Below are 15,535 nucleotides of genomic sequence, written 5' to 3'. Positions count from 1 at the left end.
CGCTCTGCTCTACACCTTCGCGTACTCTGTCGCCTCTGTCCCTCTCGCCCACTTCTGTCTTCTCTTATGGCTCCGCCCCCCACCGATCTCACTAACTTCCATCCACTCCGCCCTTGGACCCTGCGACCCTCCCGGCTTCGTTTCCCTTAGGTGTTTCCCTAAGCGGCTGCAAATATACAACTGTTTTTTAACCTGGCAACTTATTTCGAAAAAAAATATTTTTTCTTTTTCCCCCAGACCAACCAACATATAAATGAACCTTTTCCAACTCCCGATTCAGAACTCGTCTTCCTCGCTAGCGGGGTGCAAATCTACAACCTATTTTCTAATGTACAAGACTTTTTTGCAAAATAAATACAAGGTTTTTTATAACGCCCCATACCCCCCTGATTCAACGGAGGTTAGAAAACAAGGAAAGCTACACATTGCTTCAATTTTAAGCATCTGAATTTAAATGACACTTAAAGACCTTATGTTTTACATAGCTTTTTTAATCAAGAAAAGAAATTCCATACCAAACCAAAACGTATAACAAAGTCCCGATAAGGGTAATTTGGTGCAGCATAATAATCATAACCAGAAAACGAAGCGTTAAAATGTTCTGCCTTTAAATAAATTCTAGTCTGTTGTATTCTTGCATTAATAAAGAAATCCAACAAAGGGTACCCACCCAACTCTTCTTTATTTTGAACATAAAATTCACCCAGTACAGGATTATACCCATTCATATTATAGGCAGTAAAGTATTTAAAGGTTACACCCGTCTGTAAAAACATTGCTTTCTTAAAAACATCAGAAGAAAAATACAATGTGTTTCTAGTTACCAGTTGCGGAACATTGAGTACTTGAGAATCTTGAGTCACATTTTGATACATGACCGTATTATTCAATGCAAACATTCCAACCTTAAATTCTTTTTGATATTTCACTTTTAGATGAGATACCGTATTACCCTCTTGCAACGGTTTTATAAATGCATTATCCAACCCATCGGCAATTACCTCTTCTGATACAGGGGCAAAATATGTATAGTTATCTAAATTACTATACTTCACCATTAAGTGTCCCCAAGTTTTGGACAACAACTCACCTTTTAAACTACTTGCTCTTTCCTTTTCAAAAACATTACTATTATCCCAGTTATAATTAAAATATTCACTTTGATACAATAAGTAGTTAAAATTGGGCAACCTAGTAGAATTGTGCAGGGCGAACCTCACCTTATTATTATCATTAATATTATAGGTTGCAGAGGCATTGAACACATTACCCGCCAACTCACCTGAAAGATTATATTTTAAATCCGCATTAAAATCAAAACCACCTATTCGTTTCTCATACTTTCCCACCAGTCCAAACTCAGTTCCGTTCAACCTATTGGGTATTACCGTTCCATCTGCTTCAATAAGCCTGCTATTGAAATAATAATCGTAATTATACATATTAACACCGCCTGTTAGCCTACCAAGTGCCTTGTTGTAAAATTCTATATCAACCTCGTTATAAAACGTCTTCAAAATTGCCTTATCATCTATAGCACTTAAAATTGCATCACCAAATAATGTATCATTCGATGTTTCTATAAACTGATAATACTTGGTCTCATAATCAAAACTATGTCCTATAGATAATGCCGTTTTTTCAAACCGGGTAGAATCTAACCGTTTTCTCACCAATTTATATTGATGGTCTAAGTAATATCTTTTACCTAATATCTTATTTTCAGCATCATCTAACAAGACATCTACCCTTGGTCTATTTATAAAATCCTCATCACCAGATTCAAATTGCTCTTCTTTTTCTGCCAAGCCTCCATTTTCTTCAGACGAAATATTCTGTGCAGCTATGTGCGCTCTTAACGAATATCTACCGTTTTTAGATAAATAATTTGTAGTAGTTATAAAATTACCTGATTCTATTTGAGTATCATTATACTTACCAAGGGAACGAAAGCCTATATAACCAATAGAAAAATTTAACCTTCTAGAGGTATTGAAAGTCAAATTTGCGTCTAGTAATTGACCTTCTTCCAAAGTTGTTTTAAAAAACAACTCGGTCATTGGGGTGGCTACATTATAATAATTAATTTGTTCTTTCTCTAGGTATTTACGGTCTTTTGCCAGTGCCCCAAGATTTGGATAGCTCCCCACCCTTTCAAAATCAACCCCAAGTTCGTTATAGGCTTGCCCAATGTTGGAAAAAGACATTAACTCAAAGTCATCTTCACGCAAGTAGTTATACTTATATTCCTTTTGGATAGTCAAGGTTGTATCTAAAAAAGTAGTATCTCTTTCAAAAGAAATTATTTTATAATCTTCTATAGTTAAAGTTATAGAATCATTTTTAAGCTTGTCTTTTGGATTTATTGGCTTTGTTTTCTTTACCAATGAAAGCGAATCGCCTTTTTTCTGTGGTTTTCCAATTACATCTTGTCCTAAAACAATTGACGTTGTAAAACACAATAAAACTAAAATTATATATTTCATGAAGCAATGTTACCCTTGCAAAGTTAATTTTTTTGTTGCTAAGTAAATGTGAAAGTTTAAGGGAGTTTAAATCAGTGGTCTATAATTGTTTGACCAAAAAGTAATACATCGAGATAATTAAATATATAATTTCGTATTAACAAATAAAAGTGGAGACACAATACTTGAGTCAAGTACTAATTAAAACATACAGCAGACTATAAAATTTACTCAGTTAAAAATGAAATTGCGGTAGCATCAAAATTATAATGATATGTTCGCCAATAGAACCCATCTCCTTGAAACTCCCATACTACTTGTTTGGTATCTGTTACTTCTATAACACCAAAAGTGCCAGAAGTAATCAAGGTATTTCCATTATCTAGACGAATTGCACCGGAGACCCTAGGAGCATACAACCCTTCTCTAGTATATTCCCAAACTACATCCAATTCATTATCCGTATTAGGTTGCAGATTAAATTGAGACGGCACATTAAACTCATAGACTACCGACTGTTCAGAACCTCCATTTCCATTTCCAAAGACCAAAATATTACCTTTTCCCGGGACATCTTCATCTAAAATATTCGGGAAATGCACATTATAAAAAAGTCTGTTACCCTCATTATCATAAGTGTTTGGATTACCGAACCTATAAATTAAATCACCTCCTTTACCATAGCGGCCACCACTACTCGTTTCAGATTCATCAACTGTTGTACTATGATCTATAACCCAAATTTCACTATAATTATTTACACTTAAATAAATAAGGTCATTATCTTCATCATAATCCAATCCATTAGCATGCATAATGTCGCCATCAGGATTTTCATCATCTCTTAGTATATCAACATAGTTTATATTGATCAATTGGGGGTTTTCATTTACTAAACCATACTTCGATTTAGAGGCGTCTACATTTTGCACAATATGATCCCACGAATCCCATTTCCAAACAATTTCACTGGAATTTGAATCTATTTCAATTATAGATTCAGTATAAATTTTTTCTTGATTTCCCAAATAACCTATTTCATCTAACTCGGTCCTAGTTTTTAAATTCCAAACAATAGCCAGAATGTTTCCATTCGGTAACATTTCTACATCATGGTGGATTAAATACTTCTCATTAGATAAGGTATACTCCCATTCAACATTGCTATCAGGATTAAGAATTTGAATAACACCTCCAAATCCTCCAAAACTAAATTCAGGTGAGACCACCCCTAAAGACGCCAATAATTGTCCATTATTTAACAATTCCACATCATTCCCCAATCCATATTCAAGCTGCCATTCATGTACAATTATAGCCGAATCCTTTTGCATTAAATAAACACGATCATATGTAGCTTCATTAATTAAAACAAGTCCATCTTTTGACAAATCTTGGTCATAATCCAAAACTTCCCCTGTGGCACCCCTAATCGGATAGACAACTTCTACAGGAACAGGTGATACATTTTCATCTTCCACGACTTCTTGATCAATTTTCTTTTCATCAGTAATATCATCTGAAGAACAAGAAAAACAAAACAACAAGGACAACAACGCAAAAAAGACAATTTTGAAAATAATATTTGCTCTCATGAATACCAAAATTAACCAGATTAGTCTTGCTCAATAACCTTAAAAGTAACTTAAAATAAAGAACCCCGCAAAAAGCAGGGTTCTTAATCAAAAACTTAATCAAGTTTAATAACCTTCATTCTGAACCATGTTTGAATTTGCATTGATTTCAGATAATGGAATTGGCCAAGCAAACGCATTATTTGGGTACGTTAGGGTACTTATTGTATTACCCAATGAGCCTGTTGCATCTACCGACTGTCCCGTTCTCATTAAATCATCGAAACGAAAACCTTCAAAAACCAACTCTTTTCTTCTTTCATTAAGAATATCATCTTTAGTTACCGAAGTATAAGCAGCTGCTCCTCTATTTGATGTAATCAAATTAAGCTGAGTTAATGCATCGCCACCAGTTTCAAATAATGCTTCTGCATAATTTAAAATTACTTCTTCATATCTAAATAATGGAATATTATCAGAACCAGTAGCCGTATCTGGGTATTTACCCATATTTCTTAATGCCGTTCCACCATTTTGATAACCCAATATACCTAACCTAACATCACCTTCATCATAAATATCTATTAAATCAGAATAAGCTTGAACATCTCCATAACCTGCAGGTTCATCACCTGGATACCTATAGATATAAGACAATGCATTTGAACCTAAATTATCAGAACCACTAAAAGCAAGTTCAAACAAAACATTAGATCCACCGTCTGCTGCCCAACTAGAAACATAAGAATCTGCGCCAATAATCGAATATAATCCAGAATTAATTACAGCTTCAGAAGCCGTAACAGCTCTAGACCAATCTCCAAAATATACAGCAACTCTAGCTTCAAGAGCCTTTGCAACATACTTAGAAACTATGATTTTAGAAGTATCATATGAAGAATCCATCATACTAAAAGCCATCTCCAAATCAGCATATATGGCTTGCTTAACTTCTTCTACAGTTGCTCTTGAAGGAAATAAGTCTTCACCTTTGAAGGTCGTTACAATTGGAACTCCCAATGTACCACCTGAATTTTGCTGTCCGTAAATTCTAATCAAATCATAATTACCTAGCGCTCTCAAAGTCAACGCTTGACCTTGTATATGCGCACCATAGTCTAAATCACCTTCTAAGGTAGATAAATCGGTATTGATGATAATATTAACATTTGACATCATTTCAAATACGTCATCCCAAACATAACCAGTATTTGAGTTGTAGGAAAATTGAGATTGCGTACTGAATCTACCTGAGTTACCATTAGAAAAACAATTATCAGATCTTACCTCATTAGTAGCGATTATATCTCTACCATAATATTCATCATCAGTAAGCACATTATGTGCTCCCTTTAAAATACTATATAAGTTATCCACTTTGGTTACACTACCTTCAACACTCTTACTTTGAGATAATGTTGGCTCTAAATCCTCACTAGAACATGAACTGACAATTACCGCCATTGAGGCTAGTAATATTATTAAAAATTTATTTTTTCTCATTTTTTTCTTTTTTTAGAAGTTCAAATTAACACCAACCGAGATTGTTCTTGCAGGAGGAGTTTCCAAACCAGTTTCACCAGGAGTAACATCACCACCTTGACTATCAACATCAACTTCTGGATCAAACAACAAATTATCATCTTTAACCCATGTAAAAAGATTATTACCTCTTACAAAGAATCTCAATTTATTTATACCTAATCTATCTACCGTTTGTTGAGGAAGATCAAAACCAACAGTTAATGACCTAAGTCTTATAAAGTCTCCATCATATAAGTATTTAGAATGTCTTTGCCATCCAGCATCTCCGGTTGTAAACTTACCATTACGAGCAACATCACCAGGCTCTTGCCATCTATCTAATAATGAAGTATATCCATTAAAAGCAAGAATCGGATATACGTTAGAAGTATTCAAATACCTATGCCATCCTTCATAGATTTTATTACCACCTGAATAGTACCCATTAGCGCTTATGAAAACATTTTTATATTTGAAATTTAAGTTAAGACCGGCTGTAAAAGTTGCTACCGCGTTACCTCCTTGAAAAACAGCTTCTGCTTCATTAAAATTAGTTGTTTTTTCACCATCAATACCGTTAATAAACCACTCATCTACACCTGTTTCAGTATTTACACCTGCCCAAGTTGGCATATACCACTCTCTAACAGGATGACCAGTTTCAATTCTAGTAGTTGTAGTTGTGATAGTTCTTTCAACACCATTTGGATCCACCGGCAATTCGGTAACCTCATTATCAACAGTAGCGAAATTACCACCAACTGTAAATTGAACATCTTCAGTATTTACGACATTGAAATTAAAATCTACTTCAATACCTTTGTTAGTCAACTCTCCTATGTTAGCATATTGACTTGCAAAACCAGTAGTTTGAGATAATGGAACATCTAACAACAAATCTTCTGATGTTCTTTGAAAATAAGCTACACTACCACTAAATACGTTATTAAACATTGCAAAATCTATACCAACATCGAAAGTTTTAGACAACTCCCAAGTTAAGTCCTCATTACCAAAAGTATCTACATATTGAGCACCTTCACCACCATAATCAGCACTAAAGCCAAATAAGGATTGATATTGGTTCAAATCTATATTTGCATTACCTGTAACACCATAAGATCCTCTTAATTTAAGATTATCAATAACTTTAGAATCTGCTAGAAAATCTTCTTTTGCAATATTCCAAGCTGCACCTACAGAATAGAAGTTACCCCATCTATTATTCTCAGCAAATCTTGAATTACCCTCTCTACGGTAAGATAAATCTAAGATATACTTACCTCCAAACGCTGCATATTTGGCAAGACCCATATATGCTCCAACATAAAAATCGTTGTAACTAGAACTTACCGAAACAGGCGTACCAACATTATCCAAATAATATAGACCATCATCAGCGAAGTTATTACCGGCACCTCCTAAGAAATATCTGCGATTTGATTGATATTCCTGTAAAACTTTAAAGTCAAATCTGTGATCATCATTGATATCAAAGTTATAATCAAAATAATTTTGAAATACATAAAATACATTGGTTCTATCATATTGCTCCGCATCACCAGAAGTAGGAACACCATAGCCATAATTTCTATTAGAATAATTTCTATAGTTATACCCTTGGTAATCCACATTAAATGAAGATCCAAAAGAAAGACCATTACCTAAATTCCAATTTAAATTGTTATTAGATATAATTCTTGTAAGCCTATTTTCATAGATATTATTTTCATTGTTGTACAATGGATTTGGCAGAGAACCACCAAATTGATTAATAGAGCCATCTGCATTATATGGCAACAACAACGGAGACAAGAAATATTTAGCAGATCTTGGGCTTTCAAAATAAGCACTAGTCTCTAAAAAAGCATTTTGCAAAGAATGCGTTGCAGAGTTATTAGAACTAAAAGTTATGTTCTCCGTTAAATCCTTAGAGAAGTTTATCGCTCCCGAAATTCTCTCGAATGAAGGTCCAATCACCGTTCCTTCTTGATTCATGTAACCTACAGAACCATAAAACGTATGATCTTCACCACCACCTGAAGCAGAGATACTATGTTGCTGAACGGATGCCGCATCATTTCTAACAGCTCTATCCCATCTAGCCTCTGGTCTACCGGCAGCATCCCAATCAGCAAAACTTGAAGCCAATAATTGATCAATAGCCTCTTGTTTAGATGCAGTTATACCGTCATTATAATAAGCCTCTGCAGTCAGCTCCAATCTATTAGCCGCAGTTAAAGGCACTGGGCCAGTAATTGCATCACGCTGAAAACCATAACTAGAATTCACATCAAATACAGTTTGACCAGCTTTACCTTTTTTAGTAGTAATCAAGATTACACCATTCGCACCTCTAGCACCATACTGAGCAGTTGCAGAAGCATCTTTCAAAACTGTAATAGACTTAATGTTATTATTATCAAGACCCGCCAATGGAGACAACGAAGAGAAAGCTGCACTTGCCCCCGCATTATCATTACTTACCGGCGCACCATCAATAACATATAACGGCTCATTACCAGCAGTAATTGAACTAATCCCACGAATTCTAATATTCGCAGTTGAGCCTGGAGTTCCTGAGGTTGCAGAAACCGAAAGACCAGAAACATTTCCTTGCAAAGCCTGTTCCACACTTGGCGTAATTATCTCTGACAACTTATCAGAATCTACTTCAACAATCGACCCAGTAATATCAGATCTCCTTTGCGAAGTATACCCGGTAACAACAACTTCTTCCAATGCCTCAGCATCTTCTTCCAATTGTACATTAATGGTATTGGAAGCTCCAACACTCATCGTCACTGTTTTTTGACCTAAATAAGAAAATCTTAATTTTTCGCCTTGATTTACGTTAATGGCATAGTTACCATCAAAATCTGTTTGAGATCCGTTCGTTGTACCAACAACTACAACAGACACTCCCGGTAAAGGCAAACCGCTTTGATCGGTTACAACACCGGTCACTGTTTTTTCCTGTGCAAAGGAAAATGTCATGAAGAACACCAATAAAGGCGTCAACATCCACGTCAACTTCTGTTTCATAAAATTTGTTTTTGAATTAGCTTGCGCCAAAAGTCCAAAAATTTGCTTAGTATTCCAAAAGCTATCTTAACCCAAAAAAGTTATATGTTAAAAAAACACTTATTATTATTTTTTTTTCTGTATTTCATCGATTTTGTTGAAAATAAAACAATTATTTAACAATAAATCAATATTTAAAATTCAAAATTTTAAGTTAAAAAAAACATAATGCTTCTTAAATTTTACAAAAACATTAACGAAACCGGTACTGACGAGGCGGGAAGAGGTTGTTTAGCGGGACCTGTGACCGCTGCAGCAATAATTCTGCCAGAAACATTCGAGAATTCAATTTTAACAGATTCAAAACTGTTATCAGAACACAAAAGACAACTTCTAGAGCCATTATTAAAAGAAGATTGCATTTGTTTTGGAATTGCCCATATACAGCCAGAGATCATAGATGACATCAATATTTTAAATGCTTCTATTCTAGGAATGCACCAGGCAATATCCAAATTATCGCAAATCCCAAGCCATATCATTGTTGACGGCAACAAATTCAAACCTTATAAAAAAATATCCCATACCTGCATTGTCAAAGGTGATTCTAAATATTTGAGTATTGCCGCAGCTTCTGTCTTAGCAAAAACAGCACGTGATGCCTATATGCTGAAATTGCACGAAGAATACCCTATGTACAACTGGAAAAAGAACAAAGGTTACCCTACCAAAGAGCATAGAGAAGCAATTAAAAAATATGGTATAACCAAGTACCACAGAACAAGTTTCAAGCTTTTGCCAAACAACTAATATAGTTTTACAAATAGTATAACTTTGTATAAATTTCTATTCATGAGACCTTTTCTAGCATACCTAATTATTGCCTTTATTTGCTATAGCTGTACTTCCAAAAAAAAGAACGATAGTTCACCTTTAAAGGTAATACCTGAAAACGCTAGCTTAATATTTCAAATCAATGATTTTGAATCGGTTAAAAATGAATTTTCTTCCAATGAAATTCTGAACGGTTTAACACTGAATAAACCATTTTCCACTTTAAAGAACACCCTTAAAGACTTAGGCCTTTTATCCAATCAAAAAAGCGGATTGGTTGCGCTCTCGGTGGACAGCTTAAATATAGATTACACATATATCACAAAAGATAGTCTCTCCATAGATAACTGGGCAGAACTAACCAGTAAAAGTAAAGAGGACCTCACTTTCAACGGCTACACGGTTACAAAATACACAGTTGATAATGCAATATTCTACACCACATATCTTAATGATTTCTGGATTATGTGCTCTTCTCAACCCCTACTTCAAGAAAACATTAATTCTGTAAACTCACCTCAAAAAAACAGTTCATTTAAACAACTTTACGAAGTATCCAACCATGAAAAGCTCATTAACATTTGGCTTGATATAGATAAAGGAACCACAATGCTTAACAATCTTTTAGGCAAAGACCAAAAAGTCTCCAATTTTGGCAGTTGGTTAACACTTGATGTCACTGTGCATGGTAACGAATTAGTTTTAAGCGGCATAGCACAGCCAAATGACCTTAATCAATATTACTTGTCATTATTCAAAAATATAAAACCTATAGATAACAAAGTTTGGAATTTGGCTCCTAGTAATAGCAAATACATAACCTCATTTGGTTTTGATGAATTCAATAAGTTCATTGAAAATAAAACGCTAAACAACTACCCCACCCAACCTTTAGATTCACTATTAAGTACTGTTGAGGAAATTGGTATTTCCGAAATTGACCAAGAAAAAATGCTGTTTTTAAAAACTTATGGTACCGCTACTTTACTTGACTATTTAAATACCGAAAAAGTAAGTACTGAAGAATTCAGTGGTAATGAAATATGGGAACTACATTCTGACAATACTATTTTTGCAACACTAAAACCTTTAATTGGTGATATCACATTCACCTTCGCCAGTATTACCGAAAACACCTTTATTTTTTCAACATCTAAAACCACCCTAGAATCAGCCATTTCCAAAATAAAGACTGGTGACACCTTTGATAAGACACCTATATATAAAACCATTGAAACCAACCTTGCCCAATCATCGAGTGTGCTTTCAATTTCTAATTTTGACGGCAACGCTACCTTCTTAAACGAATCAGTTTCTAAAACCTTGGGTAGCTCGTTCAGCAATAGTCATTTAAAAGATTATGTTTTTGCATCACAGATTATCGCAGATAATGGTTTCTACCACACTAACTTCTTAATTAAAAAAGTTACTAATGGAGATGTTCAAAACACAGTTTCACAAGCATTTGAAATTCAATTTAATAATGACCTTGCTACATTGCCCCAATTTGTAACCAACCATAATAATGGTAGAAAAGAAATTATAGTACAGGATCAAGAGAATATACTTTATTTAATTTCCAATACCGGCAAAATTCTCTGGAAGAAACAGTTAGATGGTACAATTCAAGGAAAAGTACACCAAGTAGATCTTTTCAAAAATGGTAAATTACAATTGGCATTTACTACAAACAACGAGTTTTTAATTTTAGACAGAAATGGAAAAGAGGTAAAACCGTTTAAAATAAACTATTCTGGCGGCAACCTTAATCCACTAGCGGTTTTTGACTACGAAGGAAATAAAAACTATAGATTCATAGTCACACAAAACAAAAAAGTACATATGTACAATAATGAAGGTAAAACAGTAAAAGGATTTACATATGATACTGCCGAAGCCAACATACTAAATTCTCCCCAACATTTTAGAATTGGAAAAAAAGACTACATTGTTCTTAAACTTGATAATGGCAAACTAAAAATATTAAATAGAGTTGGCAAAACCAGGATAAACATAAAAGACAAGTTTTCATTTTCCGATAATGAAATTAGGTTATACCAAAACAAATTTACTTTTACCTCGATGGATGGTATTTTATACCAAATTGACTCTCAAGGAAAAATTTCATCGAGCAATCTAAATCTAGCCAAAGATCACGGTATAGATGCCACATCTAGAACTTTAGCCATAATGAACGACAATATCTTACAAATACGAGACAAAAAGGTTGAACTTGAGTTAGGGGTTTATACCAAGCCCGTTATTTTCTACCTCAATGATAAAATCTATGTATCTGTAACGGATATTCAAAATCAGAAAATATACATGTTTGACAGCCAAGCCGAAGCCATACCAAATTTTCCGATTTTTGGTAATTCCGTCATTGATATGGCAGATATGAACAGAAACAAAAAGCCCGAACTTGTATTCAAGGATCAAGAAAATAGTATTAAGGTTTATAAAATACGATAACACACCGAAAGTTAAGGTCTACAAACATTTATATACCGACCATACATTTAATCAACATAATTCTTAGGATTTTCATAAATTTAAATAGTTATAATTCAGAACCTTAACTATTATAAAATGAAAACTAAATTATTATTTACACTTGCCCTTTTAACTTGTATCACCACCTCTATAGCTCAAGATAATTGTAGTAAATTCTACCCCATGAACGAAGGTGTTTCTATGGAATACACTAATTATAATAAAAAAGGAAAAGTAGAGGGTGTAAGCTCATATAAGGTCGTAGAGGCCATAAATAACGGAAACGTCACTAATGCCACCATGGCTATAGACCTGAAAGATAACAAAGGGAAGGACGCTTATAGTACCACGTACAATTTAACGTGTACCGGAAACATGGTAACCCTAGATTACGAATCTCTTCTACCCTCTGAAATGATGGAACAGTATGGCGATATGGATATTGAAATATCGGGTAATGATATAGAAATACCAAATGACCTTAGCGTTGGCCAAAAACTTAACGATGCCAATGTTGCCATGAAAATTAGTATGAGCGGTATAAATATGAATATGACCGTTGACATGACCAATAGAAATGTAGAGAAAAAAGAAAGTATCAGTACTCCTGCCGGTACTTATGACTGTTACGTACTATACAGTGAAAACCGATCAAAAATGATGATGGCAAACCAAGTATACCCTTCTAGAGTGTGGCTTGCAGAAGGTGTGGGTATGGTTAAACAAGAAACTTATAAGAAAAATGGAGACCTTATGAGCAGTACCTTACTTACTGCACACAGCAAATAGACTAATGTCAAAACATAAAAAAACCGAGGCTTACACCTCGGTTTTTTCATTTACCTCAGCTTCAAAAAGTATTTGAAAATGCTTTAATAATTTTTGCTTCACTACTTCCAAATTAACTTCTTTCTTACCTAACTCCACGTTTAAAGAAGTAACCGCCTTACCTTTTATTCCGCACGGGATCATTAAATCAAAATAACCTAAATCAGCATTGACATTTAACGCAAAACCATGCATAGTTACCCAACGCGATGCTCTTACACCCATGGCGCAAATTTTGCGTGCAAACGGAGTACCAACATCTAACCACACTCCAGTTTCACCAGGCGAGCGCTCCGCTTTCAATCCATACTCCTTTAAAGTCAAAATGACCATTTCTTCCAAAAAACGAAGGTATTTATGTATATCCGTAAAGAAGTTATCCAAATCTAAAATAGGGTAACCTACTATTTGTCCAGGACCATGATAGGTGATATCCCCCCCTCTATTAATCTTATAGAAAGTGGCTCCTTTATCCGCCAAAACTTTTTCATCTACCAAAAGATTGGAAATGTCTCCGCTTTTTCCCAAAGTATACACATGGGGATGTTCAACATAAAGAAAATGATTGGGAGTTGCTAAATTCAACTCTTCTCTCCTATTGCGTATTTTAAGATCAAGCGTCTCTTGAAATAGCTGTTCCTGATAATCCCAAGTTTCTTTATAGTCTTTAAGACCTAAATCTTGTACTTGTACCTTCTTGTTCATTTTACAAAGGTACGAAAAGCTATAGCCTATTTCTCTAATTCCACTTCAATGACTACAGATTCTGGGTCTTTCATCATTTCTAGAAAATTAACTTCATGTACCATAGTTTTTCCATCCATGGAAAATGTAGCTTCTTCTATGTTGGTAGATTTTACACGTCTTGGAAAATGATACTTAAATGTATATGTAGAGCTAGATAAAAACATTTCTGCACCTACTAAACTATCTATGCTCCTTTCAAATAATGTTTGATCAAGAATTACTGTCTCTCGTTTGAATTTGTTCTTCTTAAAAGTATAGTTGACCTTTGTTGCTTCTTCTGGAGCACCACCCGGCATAGCATTACCCCCAGCAATGGGACCAATGGAACTTGCATTTTGAAAAGAATTAAATGCATCATTGACTTCTGATACTTTGTTGAATTCAGTAAACATATCAAAATTCATTATTCCTTTATCCGGATCAACGTTCATATGAAGTTTAAAAGGCTCTAATCTTTTTAATTTTTCTTGCTCCTCTAAAGGTAATTTAGCTATGCTATCTTTCTTTTCTATCAACAAATCTCTAAATACCAAAGTGGAGTCTATAGCCTTTTCCAATTTTGTAGAATCTGTTTCTGGCAACATTTGCAACATTTCGCCCCCATCAAAAGAAATACTCATTTTGCCTGAGCCATTTTCATTAAAATAAATTTCTTCTGTAAAATTACAGGCAACAAAGAATACTGTTATTAAAACAGCAGTGAAGGTTTTTAAAAGTTTCATGAAAGATTTTTCTAATTAGGATTGTTCAAAATGACCAATGCGGCAATTACGCCAGGCACCCAGCCGCAAAAAGTTAAAAGTAAAACAATTAGAAAAGAACCACAACCTTTGCCCAAAACCGCTAAAGGAGGAAAAAAAATGGCGAGCAATACGCGAATTAAACTCATTTGATTATTATTTTGATTGATTGATGTACCTTATACGTCGCAAGTATAACCACTTTGTTACAAAAACCAATCTTAAAAACTATCATTATTTAACCAATGCCTAAAAAGTTATTTTTAATTTACCTGCTATTTTCTTTTTCCTATTGTGCCGCACAATATAGTTTTAAAGGTCAAATTGCAGAACAACAGTTTGGCAAAACTATATACCTTTCCATTATTGAAGATTACAGAAAGTTCGACAAAATTTCAATGGAACAGATTTTAAAGAAGACTACAACAGATTCTTTGGGCTATTTTAATTTTAGCGGAGATAATTTAATGGACCAAAACAGGATTTATAGAATACACGTGGATGAATGTTCTGATCTTGGCACTAATTCCGATCATTTTTTTGGTAGTTGTGAATACAGCAAAAGTATCTTGTTCATTGCCAAAAACACCGACACCATTATGTTTCCGACATCATTTGACAATGAGACGCTATGTGAAATTTCTTCCACTAATTCTTCATCTTCTATGTTTTTGGATATTGATGTCCTAAAAGAGCAAATGGCATATGAATTCAATGAATTTAGAAGTAATGCAAGTAAAAAATTAAACTCAAAAAAATGGTTTACCTCTTTGCAAGATTATGGAGCTAACCTAAATGAACCACTGGCAGAATTATATATTTATAGCTTTTTATCCGATAGAAAAAATGATACTTACTCCTATTACTTAGCTGATATCAACAATTCGGATTATTATACATCTCTAGGTAATCGTTTACGTTCTAAATACCCAAAAATTAACCTGACTACATTATATAATAACGAAATAGCGATTGACCAACAAATTGCTGACCGTAAAGCCCCTTCAGCCAAACTATGGCAATGGGTATTGCCGTTTTTACTTGTTATTTCTATCGGGTTCAATATCTTTTTAATTCTAAAATCAAAAAAAGATAAAACAAAACTACAAATTTCACCTTTGACCAAACTTACAGAGCAGGAACAAAATATAGTATCCCAAATTCTTAAGAGCAAAACCAACAAAGAAATTGCCAATGACATGTTTATTAGCGTTAGCACCGTAAAAACACACATAAACAACGTTTATAAGAAATTGGGGGTAAGTACAAGAGATGAAATAAAGCAACGTTTTCAATAACCCTATAA

11 protein-coding genes are annotated in these 15,535 nt (G+C 34.1%); 4 read left to right on the top strand and 7 right to left on the bottom strand.

Annotation, left to right across the window (positions count from 1 at the left end):
- Positions 1–494: 494 nt before the first annotated feature.
- The 4 genes from CSC80_RS09790 to CSC80_RS09775 form a co-directional block, all read right to left on the bottom strand.
- Entirely contained in the window at positions 495–2,486 is a 1,992-nt protein-coding gene (locus CSC80_RS09790; protein WP_099191338.1) for a putative porin, read from the bottom strand.
- Positions 2,487–2,692: 206 nt separating this feature from the next.
- A complete protein-coding gene (locus tag CSC80_RS09785) occupies positions 2,693–4,060 on the bottom strand; it encodes an aryl-sulfate sulfotransferase (RefSeq protein WP_236973356.1) in 1,368 nt (455 codons plus the stop codon).
- Between the two features lie 105 nt (positions 4,061–4,165).
- Complete coding sequence (locus CSC80_RS09780) at positions 4,166–5,542, bottom strand: RagB/SusD family nutrient uptake outer membrane protein (protein WP_099191336.1); 1,377 nt, start codon at positions 5,540–5,542, stop codon at positions 4,166–4,168.
- Positions 5,543–5,554: 12 nt separating this feature from the next.
- Positions 5,555–8,608, bottom strand: coding sequence for a SusC/RagA family TonB-linked outer membrane protein (locus tag CSC80_RS09775; RefSeq protein WP_236973355.1), 3,054 nt, complete (start codon positions 8,606–8,608; stop codon positions 5,555–5,557).
- 207 nt (positions 8,609–8,815) lie between these two features.
- Here CSC80_RS09775 and CSC80_RS09770 point away from each other — a divergent pair, with 207 nt between their 5' ends.
- The 3 genes from CSC80_RS09770 (at position 8,816) to CSC80_RS09760 (ending at position 12,703) form a co-directional block, all read left to right on the top strand.
- The gene (locus tag CSC80_RS09770; RefSeq protein WP_099191334.1) at positions 8,816–9,397 is read left to right on the top strand and encodes a ribonuclease HII; all 582 of its coding nucleotides are present in this window, start codon (positions 8,816–8,818) and stop codon (positions 9,395–9,397) included.
- A gap of 42 nt (positions 9,398–9,439) precedes the next feature.
- Entirely contained in the window at positions 9,440–11,893 is a 2,454-nt protein-coding gene (locus CSC80_RS09765; protein WP_099191332.1) for a ribonuclease HII, read from the top strand.
- A 117-nt stretch (positions 11,894–12,010) separates the two neighbouring features.
- On the top strand, positions 12,011–12,703 hold the full coding sequence (locus tag CSC80_RS09760; protein WP_058105246.1) for a hypothetical protein: 693 nt from the start codon (positions 12,011–12,013) through the stop codon (positions 12,701–12,703).
- 30 nt (positions 12,704–12,733) lie between these two features.
- Here the strand turns inward: CSC80_RS09760 and lipB are convergent, their stop codons facing one another.
- The 3 genes from lipB to CSC80_RS09745 are packed head-to-tail and all read right to left on the bottom strand — an operon-like array spanning position 12,734 to position 14,378.
- Entirely contained in the window at positions 12,734–13,447 is a 714-nt protein-coding gene (lipB, locus tag CSC80_RS09755) for a lipoyl(octanoyl) transferase LipB (protein WP_099191330.1), read from the bottom strand.
- 26 nt (positions 13,448–13,473) lie between these two features.
- Positions 13,474–14,211: a hypothetical protein gene (locus tag CSC80_RS09750; RefSeq protein ID WP_099191328.1), complete on the bottom strand. Its 738-nt coding sequence runs from the start codon at positions 14,209–14,211 to the stop codon at positions 13,474–13,476.
- Between the two features lie 11 nt (positions 14,212–14,222).
- Entirely contained in the window at positions 14,223–14,378 is a 156-nt protein-coding gene (locus CSC80_RS09745) for a YqaE/Pmp3 family membrane protein (RefSeq protein ID WP_074669928.1), read from the bottom strand.
- A gap of 96 nt (positions 14,379–14,474) precedes the next feature.
- Between CSC80_RS09745 and CSC80_RS09740 the strand changes: the two genes are divergently transcribed.
- Positions 14,475–15,527, top strand: coding sequence for a helix-turn-helix transcriptional regulator (locus CSC80_RS09740; protein ID WP_099191326.1), 1,053 nt, complete (start codon positions 14,475–14,477; stop codon positions 15,525–15,527).
- Positions 15,528–15,535 lie beyond the last annotated feature (8 nt).

The sequence above is a fragment of the Maribacter sp. 6B07 genome, assembly GCF_002700155.1.
In the GTDB taxonomy this organism is placed as follows: Bacteria; Bacteroidota; Bacteroidia; order Flavobacteriales; family Flavobacteriaceae; genus Maribacter; species Maribacter dokdonensis.
Note: the sequence above shows the minus strand (reverse complement) of the source record. Positions and strands in the feature narration are given on the sequence as shown.

What these genes read in the sequence shown, in the direction of transcription:
- CSC80_RS09770 (WP_099191334.1), top strand. Translation starts at nt 8,816, where the DNA reads ATGCTTCTTAAATTTTACAAAAACATTAACGAAACCGGTACTGACGAG.
- CSC80_RS09765 (WP_099191332.1), top strand. Translation starts at nt 9,440, where the DNA reads ATGAGACCTTTTCTAGCATACCTAATTATTGCCTTTATTTGCTATAGC.
- CSC80_RS09750 (WP_099191328.1), bottom strand. Translation starts at nt 14,211, where the DNA reads ATGAAACTTTTAAAAACCTTCACTGCTGTTTTAATAACAGTATTCTTT.
- CSC80_RS09775 (WP_236973355.1), bottom strand. Translation starts at nt 8,608, where the DNA reads ATGAAACAGAAGTTGACGTGGATGTTGACGCCTTTATTGGTGTTCTTC.
- CSC80_RS09740 (WP_099191326.1), top strand. Translation starts at nt 14,475, where the DNA reads ATGCCTAAAAAGTTATTTTTAATTTACCTGCTATTTTCTTTTTCCTAT.
- CSC80_RS09780 (WP_099191336.1), bottom strand. Translation starts at nt 5,542, where the DNA reads ATGAGAAAAAATAAATTTTTAATAATATTACTAGCCTCAATGGCGGTA.
- CSC80_RS09745 (WP_074669928.1), bottom strand. Translation starts at nt 14,378, where the DNA reads ATGAGTTTAATTCGCGTATTGCTCGCCATTTTTTTTCCTCCTTTAGCG.
- CSC80_RS09785 (WP_236973356.1), bottom strand. Translation starts at nt 4,060, where the DNA reads ATGAGAGCAAATATTATTTTCAAAATTGTCTTTTTTGCGTTGTTGTCC.
- CSC80_RS09760 (WP_058105246.1), top strand. Translation starts at nt 12,011, where the DNA reads ATGAAAACTAAATTATTATTTACACTTGCCCTTTTAACTTGTATCACC.
- CSC80_RS09790 (WP_099191338.1), bottom strand. Translation starts at nt 2,486, where the DNA reads ATGAAATATATAATTTTAGTTTTATTGTGTTTTACAACGTCAATTGTT.
- lipB (WP_099191330.1), bottom strand. Translation starts at nt 13,447, where the DNA reads ATGAACAAGAAGGTACAAGTACAAGATTTAGGTCTTAAAGACTATAAA.